Origin of the sequence: Alishewanella sp. WH16-1 (assembly GCF_001441695.1) — a bacterium.
GTDB lineage: Bacteria > Pseudomonadota > Gammaproteobacteria > Enterobacterales > Alteromonadaceae > Alishewanella > Alishewanella agri.
In genome coordinates, this window is sequence record NZ_LCWL01000029.1 from 1 (window position 1) to 14,053 (window position 14,053).

Annotated in this window: 13 protein-coding genes; 3 read left to right on the plus strand and 10 right to left on the minus strand. The window is 49.1% G+C overall.

What is annotated here, in order from left to right; all coding sequences use genetic code 11:
• Nucleotides 1–130 precede the first annotated feature (130 nt).
• The 4 genes from AAY72_RS03235 to AAY72_RS03250 all read right to left on the minus strand — a co-directional run bounded on the left by AAY72_RS03235 (nucleotide 131) and on the right by AAY72_RS03250 (nucleotide 6,218).
• Nucleotides 131–1,084, minus strand: coding sequence for an isopenicillin N synthase family oxygenase (locus AAY72_RS03235; RefSeq protein WP_057785560.1), 954 nt, complete (start codon nucleotides 1,082–1,084; stop codon nucleotides 131–133).
• 15 nt (nucleotides 1,085–1,099) lie between these two features.
• The gene (locus tag AAY72_RS03240; protein ID WP_057785561.1) at nucleotides 1,100–2,308 is read right to left on the minus strand and encodes a NupC/NupG family nucleoside CNT transporter; all 1,209 of its coding nucleotides are present in this window, start codon (nucleotides 2,306–2,308) and stop codon (nucleotides 1,100–1,102) included.
• Nucleotides 2,309–2,324: 16 nt separating this feature from the next.
• A complete protein-coding gene (gene udk, locus AAY72_RS03245) occupies nucleotides 2,325–2,957 on the minus strand; it encodes a uridine kinase (protein ID WP_008985861.1) in 633 nt (210 codons plus the stop codon).
• 120 nt (nucleotides 2,958–3,077) lie between these two features.
• Complete coding sequence (locus AAY72_RS03250; RefSeq protein WP_057785562.1) at nucleotides 3,078–6,218, minus strand: TonB-dependent receptor domain-containing protein; 3,141 nt, start codon at nucleotides 6,216–6,218, stop codon at nucleotides 3,078–3,080.
• A 371-nt stretch (nucleotides 6,219–6,589) separates the two neighbouring features.
• Between AAY72_RS03250 and AAY72_RS03255 the strand changes: the two genes are divergently transcribed.
• Nucleotides 6,590–7,774 (plus strand): endonuclease/exonuclease/phosphatase family protein, encoded by a 1,185-nt coding sequence (locus AAY72_RS03255; protein ID WP_057785563.1) that lies wholly within the window; start codon nucleotides 6,590–6,592, stop codon nucleotides 7,772–7,774.
• Nucleotides 7,775–7,778: 4 nt separating this feature from the next.
• On the opposite strand, the gene rlmM is transcribed toward AAY72_RS03255, so the two are convergent.
• Genes rlmM through mutY form a run of 6 tightly spaced genes read right to left on the minus strand, consistent with a single transcriptional unit; the run spans nucleotide 7,779 to nucleotide 12,202 of the window.
• Nucleotides 7,779–8,855, minus strand: coding sequence for a 23S rRNA (cytidine(2498)-2'-O)-methyltransferase RlmM (gene rlmM, locus AAY72_RS03260; protein WP_057785564.1), 1,077 nt, complete (start codon nucleotides 8,853–8,855; stop codon nucleotides 7,779–7,781).
• Between the two features lies 1 nt (nucleotide 8,856).
• The gene (locus AAY72_RS03265; RefSeq protein WP_057785565.1) at nucleotides 8,857–9,243 is read right to left on the minus strand and encodes a hypothetical protein; all 387 of its coding nucleotides are present in this window, start codon (nucleotides 9,241–9,243) and stop codon (nucleotides 8,857–8,859) included.
• A complete protein-coding gene (locus tag AAY72_RS03270) occupies nucleotides 9,215–9,838 on the minus strand; it encodes an alpha/beta family hydrolase (protein ID WP_057785566.1) in 624 nt (207 codons plus the stop codon). The genes AAY72_RS03265 and AAY72_RS03270 overlap by 29 nt, the downstream gene beginning before the upstream one ends.
• A 56-nt stretch (nucleotides 9,839–9,894) precedes the next feature.
• Nucleotides 9,895–10,833 (minus strand): transcriptional regulator GcvA, encoded by a 939-nt coding sequence (locus tag AAY72_RS03275; RefSeq protein ID WP_008608642.1) that lies wholly within the window; start codon nucleotides 10,831–10,833, stop codon nucleotides 9,895–9,897.
• A gap of 29 nt (nucleotides 10,834–10,862) precedes the next feature.
• Complete coding sequence (locus AAY72_RS03280) at nucleotides 10,863–11,135, minus strand: oxidative damage protection protein (RefSeq protein ID WP_008608644.1); 273 nt, start codon at nucleotides 11,133–11,135, stop codon at nucleotides 10,863–10,865.
• Complete coding sequence (mutY, locus tag AAY72_RS03285) at nucleotides 11,132–12,202, minus strand: A/G-specific adenine glycosylase (protein WP_057785567.1); 1,071 nt, start codon at nucleotides 12,200–12,202, stop codon at nucleotides 11,132–11,134. The genes AAY72_RS03280 and mutY overlap by 4 nt, the downstream gene beginning before the upstream one ends.
• A gap of 109 nt (nucleotides 12,203–12,311) precedes the next feature.
• On the opposite strand from mutY, the gene trmB reads away from it, so the two are divergent.
• Together trmB and AAY72_RS03295 are read left to right on the plus strand one after the other, a co-directional pair.
• On the plus strand, nucleotides 12,312–13,046 hold the full coding sequence (trmB, locus tag AAY72_RS03290; RefSeq protein ID WP_057785568.1) for a tRNA (guanosine(46)-N7)-methyltransferase TrmB: 735 nt from the start codon (nucleotides 12,312–12,314) through the stop codon (nucleotides 13,044–13,046).
• Nucleotides 13,046–14,053, plus strand: a complete 1,008-nt coding sequence (locus tag AAY72_RS03295) for a class I SAM-dependent methyltransferase (RefSeq protein ID WP_057785569.1) — start codon at nucleotides 13,046–13,048, stop codon at nucleotides 14,051–14,053. Before trmB ends, AAY72_RS03295 begins: the two co-directional genes overlap by 1 nt.

Here is a 14,053-nt window from a genome sequence, read left to right on the forward strand (position 1 = left end):
TACCAATTCCACCACATCTGCATAACGTTTTGCGCAGTGCGCTTAACGTGGCGTGCAGTATAGCGACTTATCAGGCCGCGTCAATACGATTTTCAGCCTGATAAGCGCGGTTGCACAATTTAGCAGCGTTTTAGCCTTTTGGGCCTTTTTTCAGCAAGCCAATCTCTTCCAGACGTTGCATCAGATAGTCGTTAGAGTTAATCGGCTCCGGATAGCGGTTTGGCCGCTCAGCACTGATACAGCTGGCTAAGGTTTCAATTACATAATCCGGATTCGGATGCATAAAAAACGGGATAGAATAACGAGGCTCACCCGCCGCTGCACCCGCCGGGTTCACCACCCGATGCGTCGTTGATGGCAGTACATGGTTAGTTAAGCGCTGCAGCATATCGCCGATATTGACCACAATAGTGCCTTCAATGGTGGTCACCGGTAACCAGCTACCATCGCGGCGTAAAATTTCCAGTCCCGCCTCATTAGAGCCCACCAATAAGGTGATCAGGTTAATATCTTCATGCTGACCAGCCCGGATTGATTGGGTTGAGGTGTCCTTAATCGGCGGATAGTGAATAGGCCGCAGAATGGAATTACCGTAATTAACCTTGTCGGCAAAGTACGACTGCTGTTGCCCCAGGAAAAGCGCCAGCGCTTCCAGTACCCGGTTACCCAACTTTTCCAGTTCGGTATATAAACGATAAGTCGCGTCTTTGAATTCTGGTACTTCAGCTGGCCAGACATTTGGATACAAACTGGGATGCGGTGCCGGGATATCCAACTCCCGACCAACATGCCAGAATTCTTTTAGATCCGGGTGATTAGAATCCTTGGCTTTTTCCACACCAAAACCGGTATAGCCACGTGCCCCACCCTGACCCGGCTGATGATACTTGGCTTTTACTTCGGTTGGCAGTGCAAAAAACTGCTTTATAGCTTGATAAGTGTTCTCTATTACCTCATCCGGGATACCGTGACCACTAATGCCACAAAATCCAAACTCAGTATAGGCCTTGCCAATTTCGGCAACAAAGTTATCTTTGTCGGTGGCAAACCGTCTTATATCCAACGTTGGAACATGTTGAGTCATATAAAAGACCTGTTTTTAGCCTAAAGAAAAAAAGAACCCTGCAATCGCAGCGCTCATTAAATTCGCTAATGTTGCAGCAAGTAAGGCTTTTAAACCCAACTCGGCAATATCAGCGCGCCGGCCTGGCGCCATACCACCCAGGCCGCCTAACAAAATGGCAATTGATGAGAAATTGGCGAAGCCACACAGAGCGATAGTAACTATCACCTGAGTATGGGCGCTTAACTGCTCTTTCACCTGCACAAAGTCGAGGTATGCGACAAATTCATTAATCACCAGCTTTTGACCGATAAAACTGCCAGCCGCGCGGGCTTCTTCCCAAGACACGCCCAGAATAAAAGCCAATGGTTGGAATACGTAACCGAAAATCAGTTGTAAAGTAAGATCGTCTTTACCCAGCCAACCACCGACTCCACCGACAATGCCATTAACCAGAGCGATTAAACCAACAAAAGCCAATAACATAGCACCAACATTCAGTGCCAGCTGCATACCACTGGAAGCCCCTGCGGCTGCGGCATCAATCAGATTGGTATGCGGCTTTTCAGTGGTAATCTCTGCCAGATCATTTTTGGGTGTTTCGGTCTCTGGCAGAATCATCTTGGCCATTAAAAAGCCACCTGGCGCCGCCATAAAGCTGGCGGCAATCAGATACTTTAACTCCACACCTAAACCAGCATAGCCGGCTAATACCGAACCAGCTACCGATGCCAGCCCCCCTACCATCACAGCAAACAACTCGGAACGGGTCATGGTTGGGATAAAAGGTTTAACAATAAGTGGCGCTTCCGTCTGACCAACAAAGATATTGGCTGCGGCGGACATTGACTCTGGCCGGCTGGTACCCAGTAACTTTTGTAAACCGCCACCAATCAAACGAATCACCCAGGTCATAATGCCAACGTGATATAACACCGCTATTAATGACGAGAAAAATATGATGATAGTTAGTACATGAATCGCAAAAATAAAGCCTTGCGAGAAATTACCCAAATCGCCAAACAAAAATAGAATACCGGCGTTAGCATAGCCAATGACGTTGGCGACAACTTGCGAAATGCTATATAACACTTCCTGACCAACAGGCACGTAAAGCACAAAGGCACCAATGGCAATCTGAATGGCAAAGGCGCCACCGACAGTACGCCAGTTGATCCGGCTACGATTCGCCGACGCCAAATAGGCGACTAATAACAGGGCGGCAATGCCCACTAATCCCATCATAATGTTTTCCTGGTTGTTATTCCGACAATAGCTGGCGGATTTTTGCTTTTATAATATCGATAGCAATCTGGTTTTTACCACCGCGGGTGACCACCAGATCGGCATATTGTTTGGAAGGAGCGATAAATTCAAAAAAGGCTGGACGAACCGTAGTTTCATATTGTTCAGTTACCGAAGACAAACTACGACCGCGGTCTTCCAAATCACGCTTAATCCGGCGTAATAAACAAATATCCAAGGGTGTGTCCATAAACACGGAGATATCAAACTGTTCACGCAGTTTTTCATCAGTCAATAACAGGATCCCCTCAACCAGAATCACCTTGGCAGGCTGAACTTTAATGGTTTCTTCGGTACGGGTATGTAATTTATAACTATATTGCGGCATCGCAATTGTCTGACCGGCACGCAGTGCTTGTAAATGCTCGACCAGCAACTCATGCTCAAAAGCCGAAGGATGATCATAGTTGGTCAGAATACGCTGATCAAAAGACAAATGGCTCTGATCGCGGTAGTAAGCATCTTCGGACAGGATCGCAATCCGTTCACCACCCAACTCTGCTACCAGCTCCTGGTAAACCGTTGAAGCGAATAAACTTTTACCGGATGCTGACGCACCGGCGATAGCGATAATGGTTCTTTTACCCATAAAACAGCCCGAAGAATTGCAAATAGCTGGTAATTATCGCTAATAACGCCGTGTTTAGGAATAAAAACTTCCAAAAAAAATGCCAGTCAACTGACTGGCATTTTTACGATCACTAAATCATTAGAAGCGGTAGCTCACACCCATTTTCAGTCTCCAGGTAGAGAACTGGTTGTAGAACTTATCGTAGTTGTTAGTGTTGCTGGTAACGTTACCATAAACGTACTGGCCAGTAGTTGGATTGATTGTGAAGTCAACCAACTGAATAGTACCGAAATCACTACCATAGACACGACCTTGTGAACTGTCTAACAGGTTCAGGAAGTTAGCGATAGTGAAGTAGAAGGTGCCTTTATGGCCCTCTAACAGACCCGGGATTTCCTGACGGAAGTTCAGATCCAGTGTCGTCACCCATGGGGTGGTGCTTGAACCACGAGGCGCATAACCGCCAGCATACTTATCCAAGCCCAATGCATTGATGGTATTGAAGAAGTTGGTACGTGCCGCATCGTTCAAGAACACCACATTTGGGTCATTCGCCGTTGGGATATATACCAACAGAGCATTTGACGTAGTACCTGGGCTCAGCAAATCGTATGGATTACCGAAACCAGTACTATTATTGAAGGAGGTATTGTTACCGTTCAAGAAGTAAGTGATCGGCTTACCAGAACGACGCTCGTAGAACATATTAACGTTAGTTTTATAACCTGCGAAAAACTCGTGTTCATAGCCAAAGTTCACCACAAAGCGATGTTCAGTTTCAAAGGCTGAACGACCAACCAGTGCTTCGTTACGGTTAATTACGGTATTGAAACCGAAGTTACTGCTGGCAGTTGAACTGGTACTGGTATGAGCGTCCGTAATATCCTGATTGGTATAAGAGGTAGTCACACGAATACCGTTATCCCAAGCTTTGCTCAGCATAGTGCTGAAGATCTTCGAACGACCTTCTTTATCAGCATTGGTCAGCATAATATCGCGTGGCTGAGAAGCATTATAAATAATACGTTGACCGTCAGCAGTAAAACCTGCTTCGCGGCCTGTCAGACTTGGGTCGATCCAGAACGCAGTATTTTCAGGCTTCTTATACATATATTCCGTGGTCCACATTACATCATCTGCAATATACGGAATATTAATCATGTAATCGGCCGCTAACTGGAAGCGCCAGTCAGAAGGCATCTTAAAGTTAGGATCAGTGAAGTTGGTGCCAGCAAACACAGATGAGTTAGCAACGGCATCTTTAAACGCCTGCGGAACGTCCTTGATATCTACGCCAACTAAAGCAGCGGCTAACGGGCTGTTAGTGGTATTACGAATATCAAATTGTGCGATACCGACACCCGGATTTGAGTAAGCGTTTGAAATCCAAACAGTTGGTTGACCACCAGAGAAGCGACCAATACCGCCACGAATCGTCAGATCATCAGCGGCATCCCATTTAAAACCGAAGCGTGGCAGGAAAATACCTAAGCCATCCAGGTTTTCAGTGTTGTCAAATCCTGTGCGATCTTTTGCCTGCTGGTTAAATTTAGGCACATCACTAGACGCCAGCATCTCGTAACGTACACCGATATCGATTTGCAGATTATCGGCGGCAAACCACTGGTCATGTACATAGAATGCATGTTCGTCGCGCACAAACTCAGCAGCAGCGTCAGCTGGGTTCAGACTGGTCGCGTTTTGATAGATCAGGCGAGAAGCAATTCTGTTTTCAAAGTCAGCAAGACTGTTGAAAGTGTAAGAGCCCTTGGTGTTCTGTAAGAACATATTAAAAATATCCAGGCGCTTAAACTGATAGCCAAAGCTCAGATTATGGTCGCCTAACAGGTAATCCGCATCCATCGCAATGATGGTTGATTTCTTGTTCAGCTCGTTAGAGTGACGCGAGAAATCAGAACCCATACCAATATTATTGCTACCTACGCCGATATTTACCGTGATATCACCGAAGTCACCGAATGAGGCCTGGGTAGTAGGGTTATCAATATAGGTCAGACTGAACTGAGTAGAAAAATCTGGCGTCCAGTCTGAATAAAGTTTAAAAGCATAGTTGTTAAGATCTTCAATACGGTTGTACCAGTGCGAAGATAAACGCAGACGGTTAGCTGCAGAAGTAGTGTTAGCTGTTCTGTTGCCTTTGTTGTACTGGTAGGTAAAAGCTGCACGGTGGTCTTGGTTAATGTTCCAGTCCAGCTTGACCAGTAACTTCTTGTCGTCCGTTACGGGTGTGAAATCCCAGCTACCTGCGTCAACTCCGTAGACATCACGGGCAATGCGGCGAACCTCTTCATAGTCTGATAAGGTTGCAACTGTCGTGTTGGCCGCGCTGCTACCAGCTGGACCCCATTCGATCGGCGTATCAGCTTCATAGAATTCGTAAGAAACGAAATAGAACAGTTTATCCTGAACGATAGCGCCACCAGCCGTAGCACCCCAGGTGTATTCGTCAAATCTTAGTGGACGCTCAGTACGACCGTCTTTTGGTGTACCAGCCCACTTGTCGTTTTGCTTTTCATACATCACGCTGCCGTTAAACTTATTGGTACCAGACTTGGTAACGGCATTGATTTTCGCGCCTTGGAAACCGCTATCTTTGGCATTGAACGGAGAAACATCGATAGTAATCTGATCGATCGCATCTAAAGAGATCGGCGAGCGTGTGGTTGGGTAACCGTTAGCATTCAAACCGAAGTCATCGTTCTGTGCAATACCATCAATACTAATACTGTTAAAACGAGGGTTAGTACCAGCAACCACTAACTCACCATCTTTTGCTGTCAGAACAGCTAAAGGGTTATTACGCACAACATCTTTAATATCGCGGTCAAAGCTTGGAGTATTTGCAACGTCATTAGCACCAAAATAGCTGCTGCTACCTGTGTTACCCGCGAGAATAGCGGTCCCTGTTACAGCAATACGCTCAACCTGCTGCGGCTCTAACTCAGCATTAATCCGGAAAGATTCACCAAGTGAAATAAAGATATTATTATAAACTTTAGTGCCTTGTGCACTGGTGATCGTAATGGTATACGGCCCACCAACGCGTAAACCTGAACTGGCGAAAGCACCGCTTTGGTTCGTTGTAGCAACGGAACGGGTACCTGACGGCACGTGTAAAATTTCGACGCGGGCATTAGCTGCAACTTCACCTGTTGCAGTAACAACGTTACCACGAATTGCAGAAGATGTATCAGCAAATGCTATGTTGCTTACGCCGAGCGCAAGCGTTACAGCCATCGCTAAATGTCTAATTTTCATATCGTTTTCACCTGGTAGTTGTGGGTTTTATGCTAAATCTGATTTAGTTTTCAAAGATTGCTTTCAATCTGGTACAGAAGCCTAAACGAAAAATATGTCATTTTCGTTACAGTGACTGCAACTTACGGGAACTAATCCCAATGTCACTTGTCAAAGCCATCCCGTCTTATTAGTGTAACATGTCTAATTTCTGATGCGAATAATAGTGCAGAAAATCAACGAAAAAAGCTCCATTTAAATTTATCTTTTCTCAAAAACATCTCCCCTTTCCGACACCCCTGACATAATCAGCCAGCTTGCCCGGCCAAGACTGGATCTTCTGTTATCGACTGGCTATGCTGATTGACCTTTTCGTTATATCGGGAACAGCAATGCTTCAACGTTTGATCGCCAAACTTTGTGTTGGCTTTTTTTTACTCAACAGTCAGGTGCTTATGGCCACACAGCAAATCACTGTCGCTACCTTTAACGTCAGTATGGAAGCGGAAAACTACTTACCGCGAGGCACCAGAGGCAACACTCAGGTATTGATTGATGTGCTGGCAAATGGCGAGCATCCGCAGGTTAAAAACATTGCCGCGATCATTCAGCGGGTCCGGCCCGACATTCTGCTATTAAATGAATTCGACTATATTGAGAACCCAGCTCAGGGTATCGAAGCCTTTATTAAAAACTACTTGCAACAACCTCAGGCAGGCAGCGAGCCAATTGATTATCCCTACTATTATTACAATACCGTAAACACCGGACAGCCAAGCCCTTTTGATTTGGATAACGATGGCGAAGCCACCGGCGTTGGCGCCGATGCCTGGGGGTTTGGCTTTTACCCCGGACAATACGGTATGGTGTTGTTGTCTAAATATCCGATCGCGCTTGATCAGGTGCGGACCTTCCAACACTTTAAGTGGCAGGATATGCCAGGCCACTTGGTTACCACCAAAGCCGACGGTTCAGCCTGGTATAGCAATGATGCCTGGCAGCAATTCCCACTCTCTTCAAAAGCACACTGGGATATTCCGGTTCAGGTCGACGGTATAACAATCCACGTGCTGGCCAGTCACCCAACACCACCGGTGTTTGATGGCCCGGAAAATCGTAACGGTAAACGCAACCACGATGAAATCCGCTTTTGGGCTGATTATTTAATGTCAGAGCAGTCGGGTTATATCTACGATGATCAGGGTAGTAAAGGTGGCCTGCTCGGTGATGCACGTTTTGTAATTCTCGGAGATCTTAATGCTTCCGCCGAAGGCGAAGGCGATGCGCTACTGGCTGGGATCAGTGCTTTAATAAAGCATCAAAAAGTAAACAGTGATTTTATCCCGACTAGTGTAGGGGGTGCAGAGCATAGTCCGGATCGGGAATTTGGCGCCCGCCATACCGCTGGCTGGCGGATGCGGGCAGACTATGTACTGCCTTCCAGGCAAGGGTTTAACATTACAGATGGTGGGATATTCTGGCCGGCAAAAGCCGACGCCGACTATCGGTTAGTCGGCACCCGTGATGCCAGTTCAGATCACCGACTGGTGTGGCTAACCCTGCAGCTTACTGATTAGCTTTTTAGCGCTTAATCGGCTGCACATGTACCGTGACCTCTTCCCGGTCATGGTACAGATGCCGCGCCTGCAGTTGGTATCGGAATCCCGCTTCCTGCAACTGTTGCTCAAACGCAGCCAGTACTTCTTTTACGGTCTCGTAGCGTCTTTTCATCGGTAATTTCAGGTTAAAGATGGTTTCCTGACACCAACCCTGAATTAACCAGTCTGCAATACGCGCGGCAACGCGCTGCGGCTGCTCAATCATATCGCAAACCAACCAGTAAACATTTTTCTTGGCGGGGACAAATTTAAAACCATCCACCATCAGATGCTTCACCTGCCCCGTTTCCATTAGCGACTCAGCCATGGGACCATTGTCGATAGCGGTCACCATCATGCTGCGTTTTACCAGCTGATAGGTCCAGCCACCCGGGCAGGCACCCAAATCCACCGCCTGCATACCTGGCGCGAGCCGGGTTTCCCATTCATCTTTAGGGATAAAAGTAATAAAGGCTTCTTCCAACTTTAACGTACTACGACTAGGTGCTTCCGGCGGGAACTTCAGCCGCATAATACCGTTTTCCAGCGCAGAATTATTCTCCGGGTAAGACAAACCCAGATAACCGCTGGTGCCACTTAATAAAAACAAGTGCAAAACCGGCGCACGTTTATGTTCTTTTTGCAGCATCACCCCAGCCTGACGCAAGGACTGGCGCAGCGGCACAGTCAGCTTGCGTGCCAGTGTCGATAACGTCTTGCCATCGTTCGTATCAGGGAATTCCACCCGCAAGCTACCACAGCCGCTGAGTTCTTCCGCCAGTGCGGCCTGCAGTACGGGCGCGATCCGATCCTGGGCTGGCAGCTCCAGTTCGCCGCTTAGCAGCAATAACCACTGCCGGATAAAGATAAAGTGGTGAAAATCGAAATCGCGGTAAAAGCGCTGTAACGCTTCACTGTCATAGGCCTCAAAGATCACAAAGGCGCTGTTGGCTTTCAGTTTACAAAAACCAAATACCGCAAAGGCTGCGGCCTGCTCCTGTAGCTCAGCCGCCGCTTCTTTCTCAAAGCCGGCGCGGCAATATACTAATAATTGTTTCATCTTACTCTCTATGCCAGCTTGTCTGGCGCCAGCTTGCGATGGCCAGAAGCAGCCAACCTAAAATAAAGCTCTGGCCCCCCAGCGGGGCCAAAGCAGAAATATGTAGCGGCAAGGCAAAAACGCCGCTTAACAGTGTCCAACAAAACAGCCAGACACCCAGATGCCAACACAGTCTGACGGCCAATAACAGCTTCGTCGGCTGCCAGACATTTAACAACAGCAAACCTAAAGCATGTAATGCCAGCATTGCTAAGGCAGCCAATACCCGGCCTGTCGCCAGTTCCGTTAAGCTGCTGTGCCATAAATGCATCAGTGCTGCCGAAAGCGCCACTACTGCGCCGCCGTATAAAGCTGCCAGACTAGTACTTAACTTTAGCCAGAATTGCATCGATACTCCCGCGGGTAAACTCGGCGGCCTGCGCTATTAATTGGCGCTGGCTCAGGCCGCTACTTTTAAGTGGCTGAAAATCATGATCCGCTGTTTTTAACCAGTGTAAGGTCACCTCGGGCCAAGCTGACATCAGCGCGCTCAGTTCAGCATAGTTGCCAAAGGGATCCCGCTCGCCCTGCATTATAATAAGCGGCCGGCTAAGCTCAGAAAAATGCCCGGTACGCCACTGTACTTTGCGCGGTGGATGAAACGGATAGCCATAAGCAAATACCGCCCCAACCCGCTCCTCCAAAGATTCAGGCAGCGCGGCCAGCAGCGACGCAACACGCCCACCCATTGATTTACCGCCAATAAACAGCGGCAAATCGTCACCCAGCGCCTTTATCGCCGCCGCTAACTCCGGCAGCAAACTGGCAACTTTAGGCGGCGGCACCGGCGTACCGAGTTCGCGTTTACGCTGCATATAAGCAAACTCGAACAGCGCTACTTCTATCTGCTGTTGCTGCAGCGCTGCGGCCAGCTGCTGCATAAAAGCGCTATCACAACCGGCGCCGGCGCCATGGCAAAGTAATAACCTGGCCACTGCTGTCATGCCAGCACTCGCAGCACTATTAACAATGCCAGCAATACCAGAGGATTAGCTAGCATTTAATCATCCATTGCCACCGCATTGGTAAACTGCTGCTCGGCAAATTCGGCCTGCTCGGCACTGACCATATCCAGCATCCATTGTCGGAACGCTGTGATCTTGCCAAGCTCGGTTTGGCTCTCGCGACACACCAGATAGTAAGAGTCTTTACTGATCAGCACATGATTAAACGGTACGATCAGCCGGCCAGAGCTAATATCCGGCCGCGCAAGTACATTATGCGCCAAGGCCACGCCCTGACCATGAATCGCCGCCTGTAGCACCATCGAGGAATGACTGAAGATCGGCCCCTGATTGACATTAAAATTTTTAAAACCCTGGGTAGTAAACCAGGCTTTCCATGCACGGCGTGAGCCATCATGCAGCAGGTTATGAAACCGCAGATCAGTTGGCTCTTTCAGCGGTTTGCTGCCATTTAATAGCAGCGGCGAGCACACCGGCAATAAATATTCGGTATGCAATTTATCTGCATGCAGGTTACGCCAGTTACCGCGACCATAATAAATGGCGACATCAACATCATCGGTCAGCGAGCCTTCATCCTGATCCACGGCCTTGATCCGCACATCGATATCCGGATGCTGTTCACTAAACTGGTTTAACCGCGGTACCAGCCACTGAATAGCAAAGCTTGGCTGCAGGCTGACGGTAAGGGAGCCCTTAGCACCACGCGCCAGCAATTTTTCGGTGGCTTCGTGTAGCTGCAAAAAGATCTCTTTAATATCGAGAAAATAGCTCTGCCCTTCTTCGGTTAGCAGCAAAGAGCGGTTTTTCCGCATAAAGAGTTTCAGCCCCAGATGATCTTCCAGTGCTTTGATCTGGTGACTAATCGCCGCCTGAGTCACATACAGCTCTTCGGCCGCCTTGGTAAAACTTAGATGCCGGGCAGCAGTTTCAAAAGCTTTTAATGCATTAAGCGGCGGTAAACGGCGGGCCATAAGTCTCCGAAACGGGCGTAATGCAGCGGTTAGTTAGCAGGTGGCGTATAGCCATCAATCTGCACGTCCTGCCCCTGGAACAAAAAGGCTTCCATCTGCTGCTCTAACAACTTGCGATGCTCAACATTCATCATATTCAGCTTTTTCTCGTTAATCAGCATCACTTGCTTAGCTTGCCACTGTGCCCAGGCTTCTTTGCTGATGTTGTCGAAAATTTTCTTGCCCAGATCGCCCGGATAGAACTGGAAATCCAATCCCGGTGCCTCTTTTTGCAGAAATTGGCAAAATACGGTACGGCTCATAATTTTTCCTTGCTCAGACTTAATGCAGCCAGTTGCTGCAGCAGGTTTTTTGCCGGGGCCGACAGCCCCAGTTCAGGTATGGCACTTATTGTATACCAGAGCGCGGCAGATTGCTCCTCTACCCGCGCCGGCAAGCTGGAAAGTTGCAGCCAAAGTGGATTGATCCATAAATGAAAATGGCTGAAGGTATGCCGAAAGGTCGCCAGCTCCGTTTGTTGTTGCACCGCCAGGCCCTGCAGCGCGATAAATTGCTCGCGGTCTGCGGCAGTGGCAAATTCCAGAAAACCATATAAGCCGCCCCATAAGCCACTAGCCGGACGCTGCTTTAGCAACACCTGATCAGCTGCGGTTAACAGTAGCCAAAAACTTTGCTGCTCGGGTAAGGCTTTCTTTGGCTTTTTGCCCGGATAACCTTGCTGCTCGCCCTTAAGCGCCGCCTGACAATGCCGGGCCAGCGGACACTCGGCACAGCGCGGTTTACTGCGGCTGCAAAGCGAAGCGCCCAAATCCATCATCGCCTGATTAAACTGCTTTACTGTATCCTTAGGCGTATAGCGCTCTGCGAGTTGCCACAGCTGCTGCTCGACCTTTTTCTCGCCCGGCCAGCCGCTTACTGCGGCAAAACGGCTAAGTACCCGCTTGCAGTTACCATCTAAAATCGGATAATGCTGCCCCAGCGACAACGACAGGATAGCGCCGGCGGTAGAGCGCCCGACACCGGGCAGCGCCAGTACTTGTGCAAATTCGGTGGGAAATTCGCCCTGATGCAGTTCGACGATCTGCCGTGCCGCCTGATGTAAATTACGCGCCCGCGCATAATAACCAAGACCGGTCCAGTAGTGCAGCACCTCGTCGGTTTGCGCGGCGGCCAGGGCTTTCACATCCGGGAAACGGGCGAAAAAGCGCTGAAAATAGGGTATGACCGTCACCACCTGCGTCTGCTGTAACATTACCTCCGAGAGCCAGGTTTTATAGGGGCTGGGCTGTTGCTGCCAGGGTAAATCTTTGCGGCCATGTTGCTGGTACCATGCTACCAACTGCTCACTAAACCAGGTATCAGTTTGCAAAAATACGACTCCTGCCATTTAAAAGCACCAATTGTACCAGAGCCCGAGGTTGAGCTTGCTACCGTTTCCAAGGATAATAGCCGACTTATTTTTCAGATTGGAGCTTTGCATGACCAACCAGGCCACACCGCCAAACGACCATCAGCCGGATGATGCCAGTACGCAACCTTATTTACGGCGGATCCGCTCTTTCGTGTTGCGTGAAGGCCGCTTAACCAAGGGCCAACAACTGGCGCTGGAAAATCACTGGTCAGGCTATGGCGTGGATTATCAGCCGGCACTACTGGATCTGGACCTGTTATTTGGTCGCAGCGCCCCGCGGGTACTGGAAATTGGCTTTGGCATGGGCAAATCGCTGGTGGCGATGGCAAAAGCGGCGCCAGAACAGGATTTTATCGGTATTGAAGTGCATAAGCCTGGGGTTGGCGCCTGCTTATCCGAAGCCGTTGCGCAGGGCGTAAGCAATCTGAAAGTGTTTGAACATGATGCGGTTGAAGTGTTGGCCGAGATGATTCCAGAGCAAAGCCTGGATACAGTGCAACTGTTTTTCCCGGATCCCTGGCACAAAAAGCGCCATCATAAAAGACGTATCGTGCAGCCAGACTTTGTACAGGCACTGCGCAGCAAATTAAAAATCGGTGGTGTGTTTCATATGGCGACCGATTGGGAAAACTATGCCGAGCATATGCTGGAAGTCATGCAAGCTGCCGAGGGTTTTCAGAACTTATCTGCCGACAACACCTATGTCGAACGTCCTGAACACCGGCCTTTGACCAAGTTCGAACAACGCGGCCAGCGCTTGGGCCATGGTGTCTGGGATCTGATGTTTAAAAGGATAAGTTAATGCTTGCTAACAGCAGTCAGCTGATTTTACGCAACCTGGACGATTTACAGGGTCCGGTATTATTTGTCGAGCCAGAAGCCGACCAACTGGCCCGCCAGTTACCGGCCCTGGGGCAAATCAGCTGCTTTACCACCGATGCCGCCGTTAAACAGCAGTGGCAGCAAGCCGGTGCCGAGGTTTACTTTAGCGCTACGCCAGCCTTTAGCCAGCAGTTTGCCACCGCAGTGTTGTTTTATCCCAAGAGTAAAGAATTACTGGCCGATAATCTGGCCCGTATTGCCAGTGCACTGCAGCCTGATGCCCAGCTCTATGTGGTAGGTGATAATAAAGGCGGTATTAAAAGCCTGGTTAATCACGCCGAGAAGCTGGGGTTACATGCGCATAAACTGGATAACGCCAAACACTGCCTGTGGTTTTCACTCACAGGCGATCTCAGTCAACTCAAAACCGGCGCCATCAGTCAGTTTAGGATCCAACATAAGGATAAACACCTGACAATCTGTTCGCTGCCTGGGGTATTTAATCATGGCAAGCTGGATACCGGCACGGCGCTGTTACTGCAGCACCTGGGGCATATCCAGGATGGCAAGGTGCTGGACTTCGCCTGCGGCGCCGGCATTATCGGCGCCGCACTAAAACAGCAGGCGCCAGGCATTGAGCTGTATTGCTCGGATATCAGCGCTTTGGCTATCGCTGCGACCAACGCCACCTTACAGGCTAATCAACTCAGTGGTCAGGTTATTGCCGCTGATGGTTTGCCGACTCAGCCGCAGCTGTTTAAGCATATTGTCAGCAATCCACCCTTTCATACCGGCATTAAAACCGACTACAGTATCAGTGAAGCCTTTATTGCCCAAAGCGCGGCGCGGCTGCAATCTGGTGGTACCTTAACCCTGGTCGCTAATAATCATCTCGCCTACCAACAACTGCTGGAGCAAGCCTTTGGTAAGGTGAATATTCTGGCTAAAGCCAATGGTTTTGTAATTTATCAGGCGGTGAAAAAATAA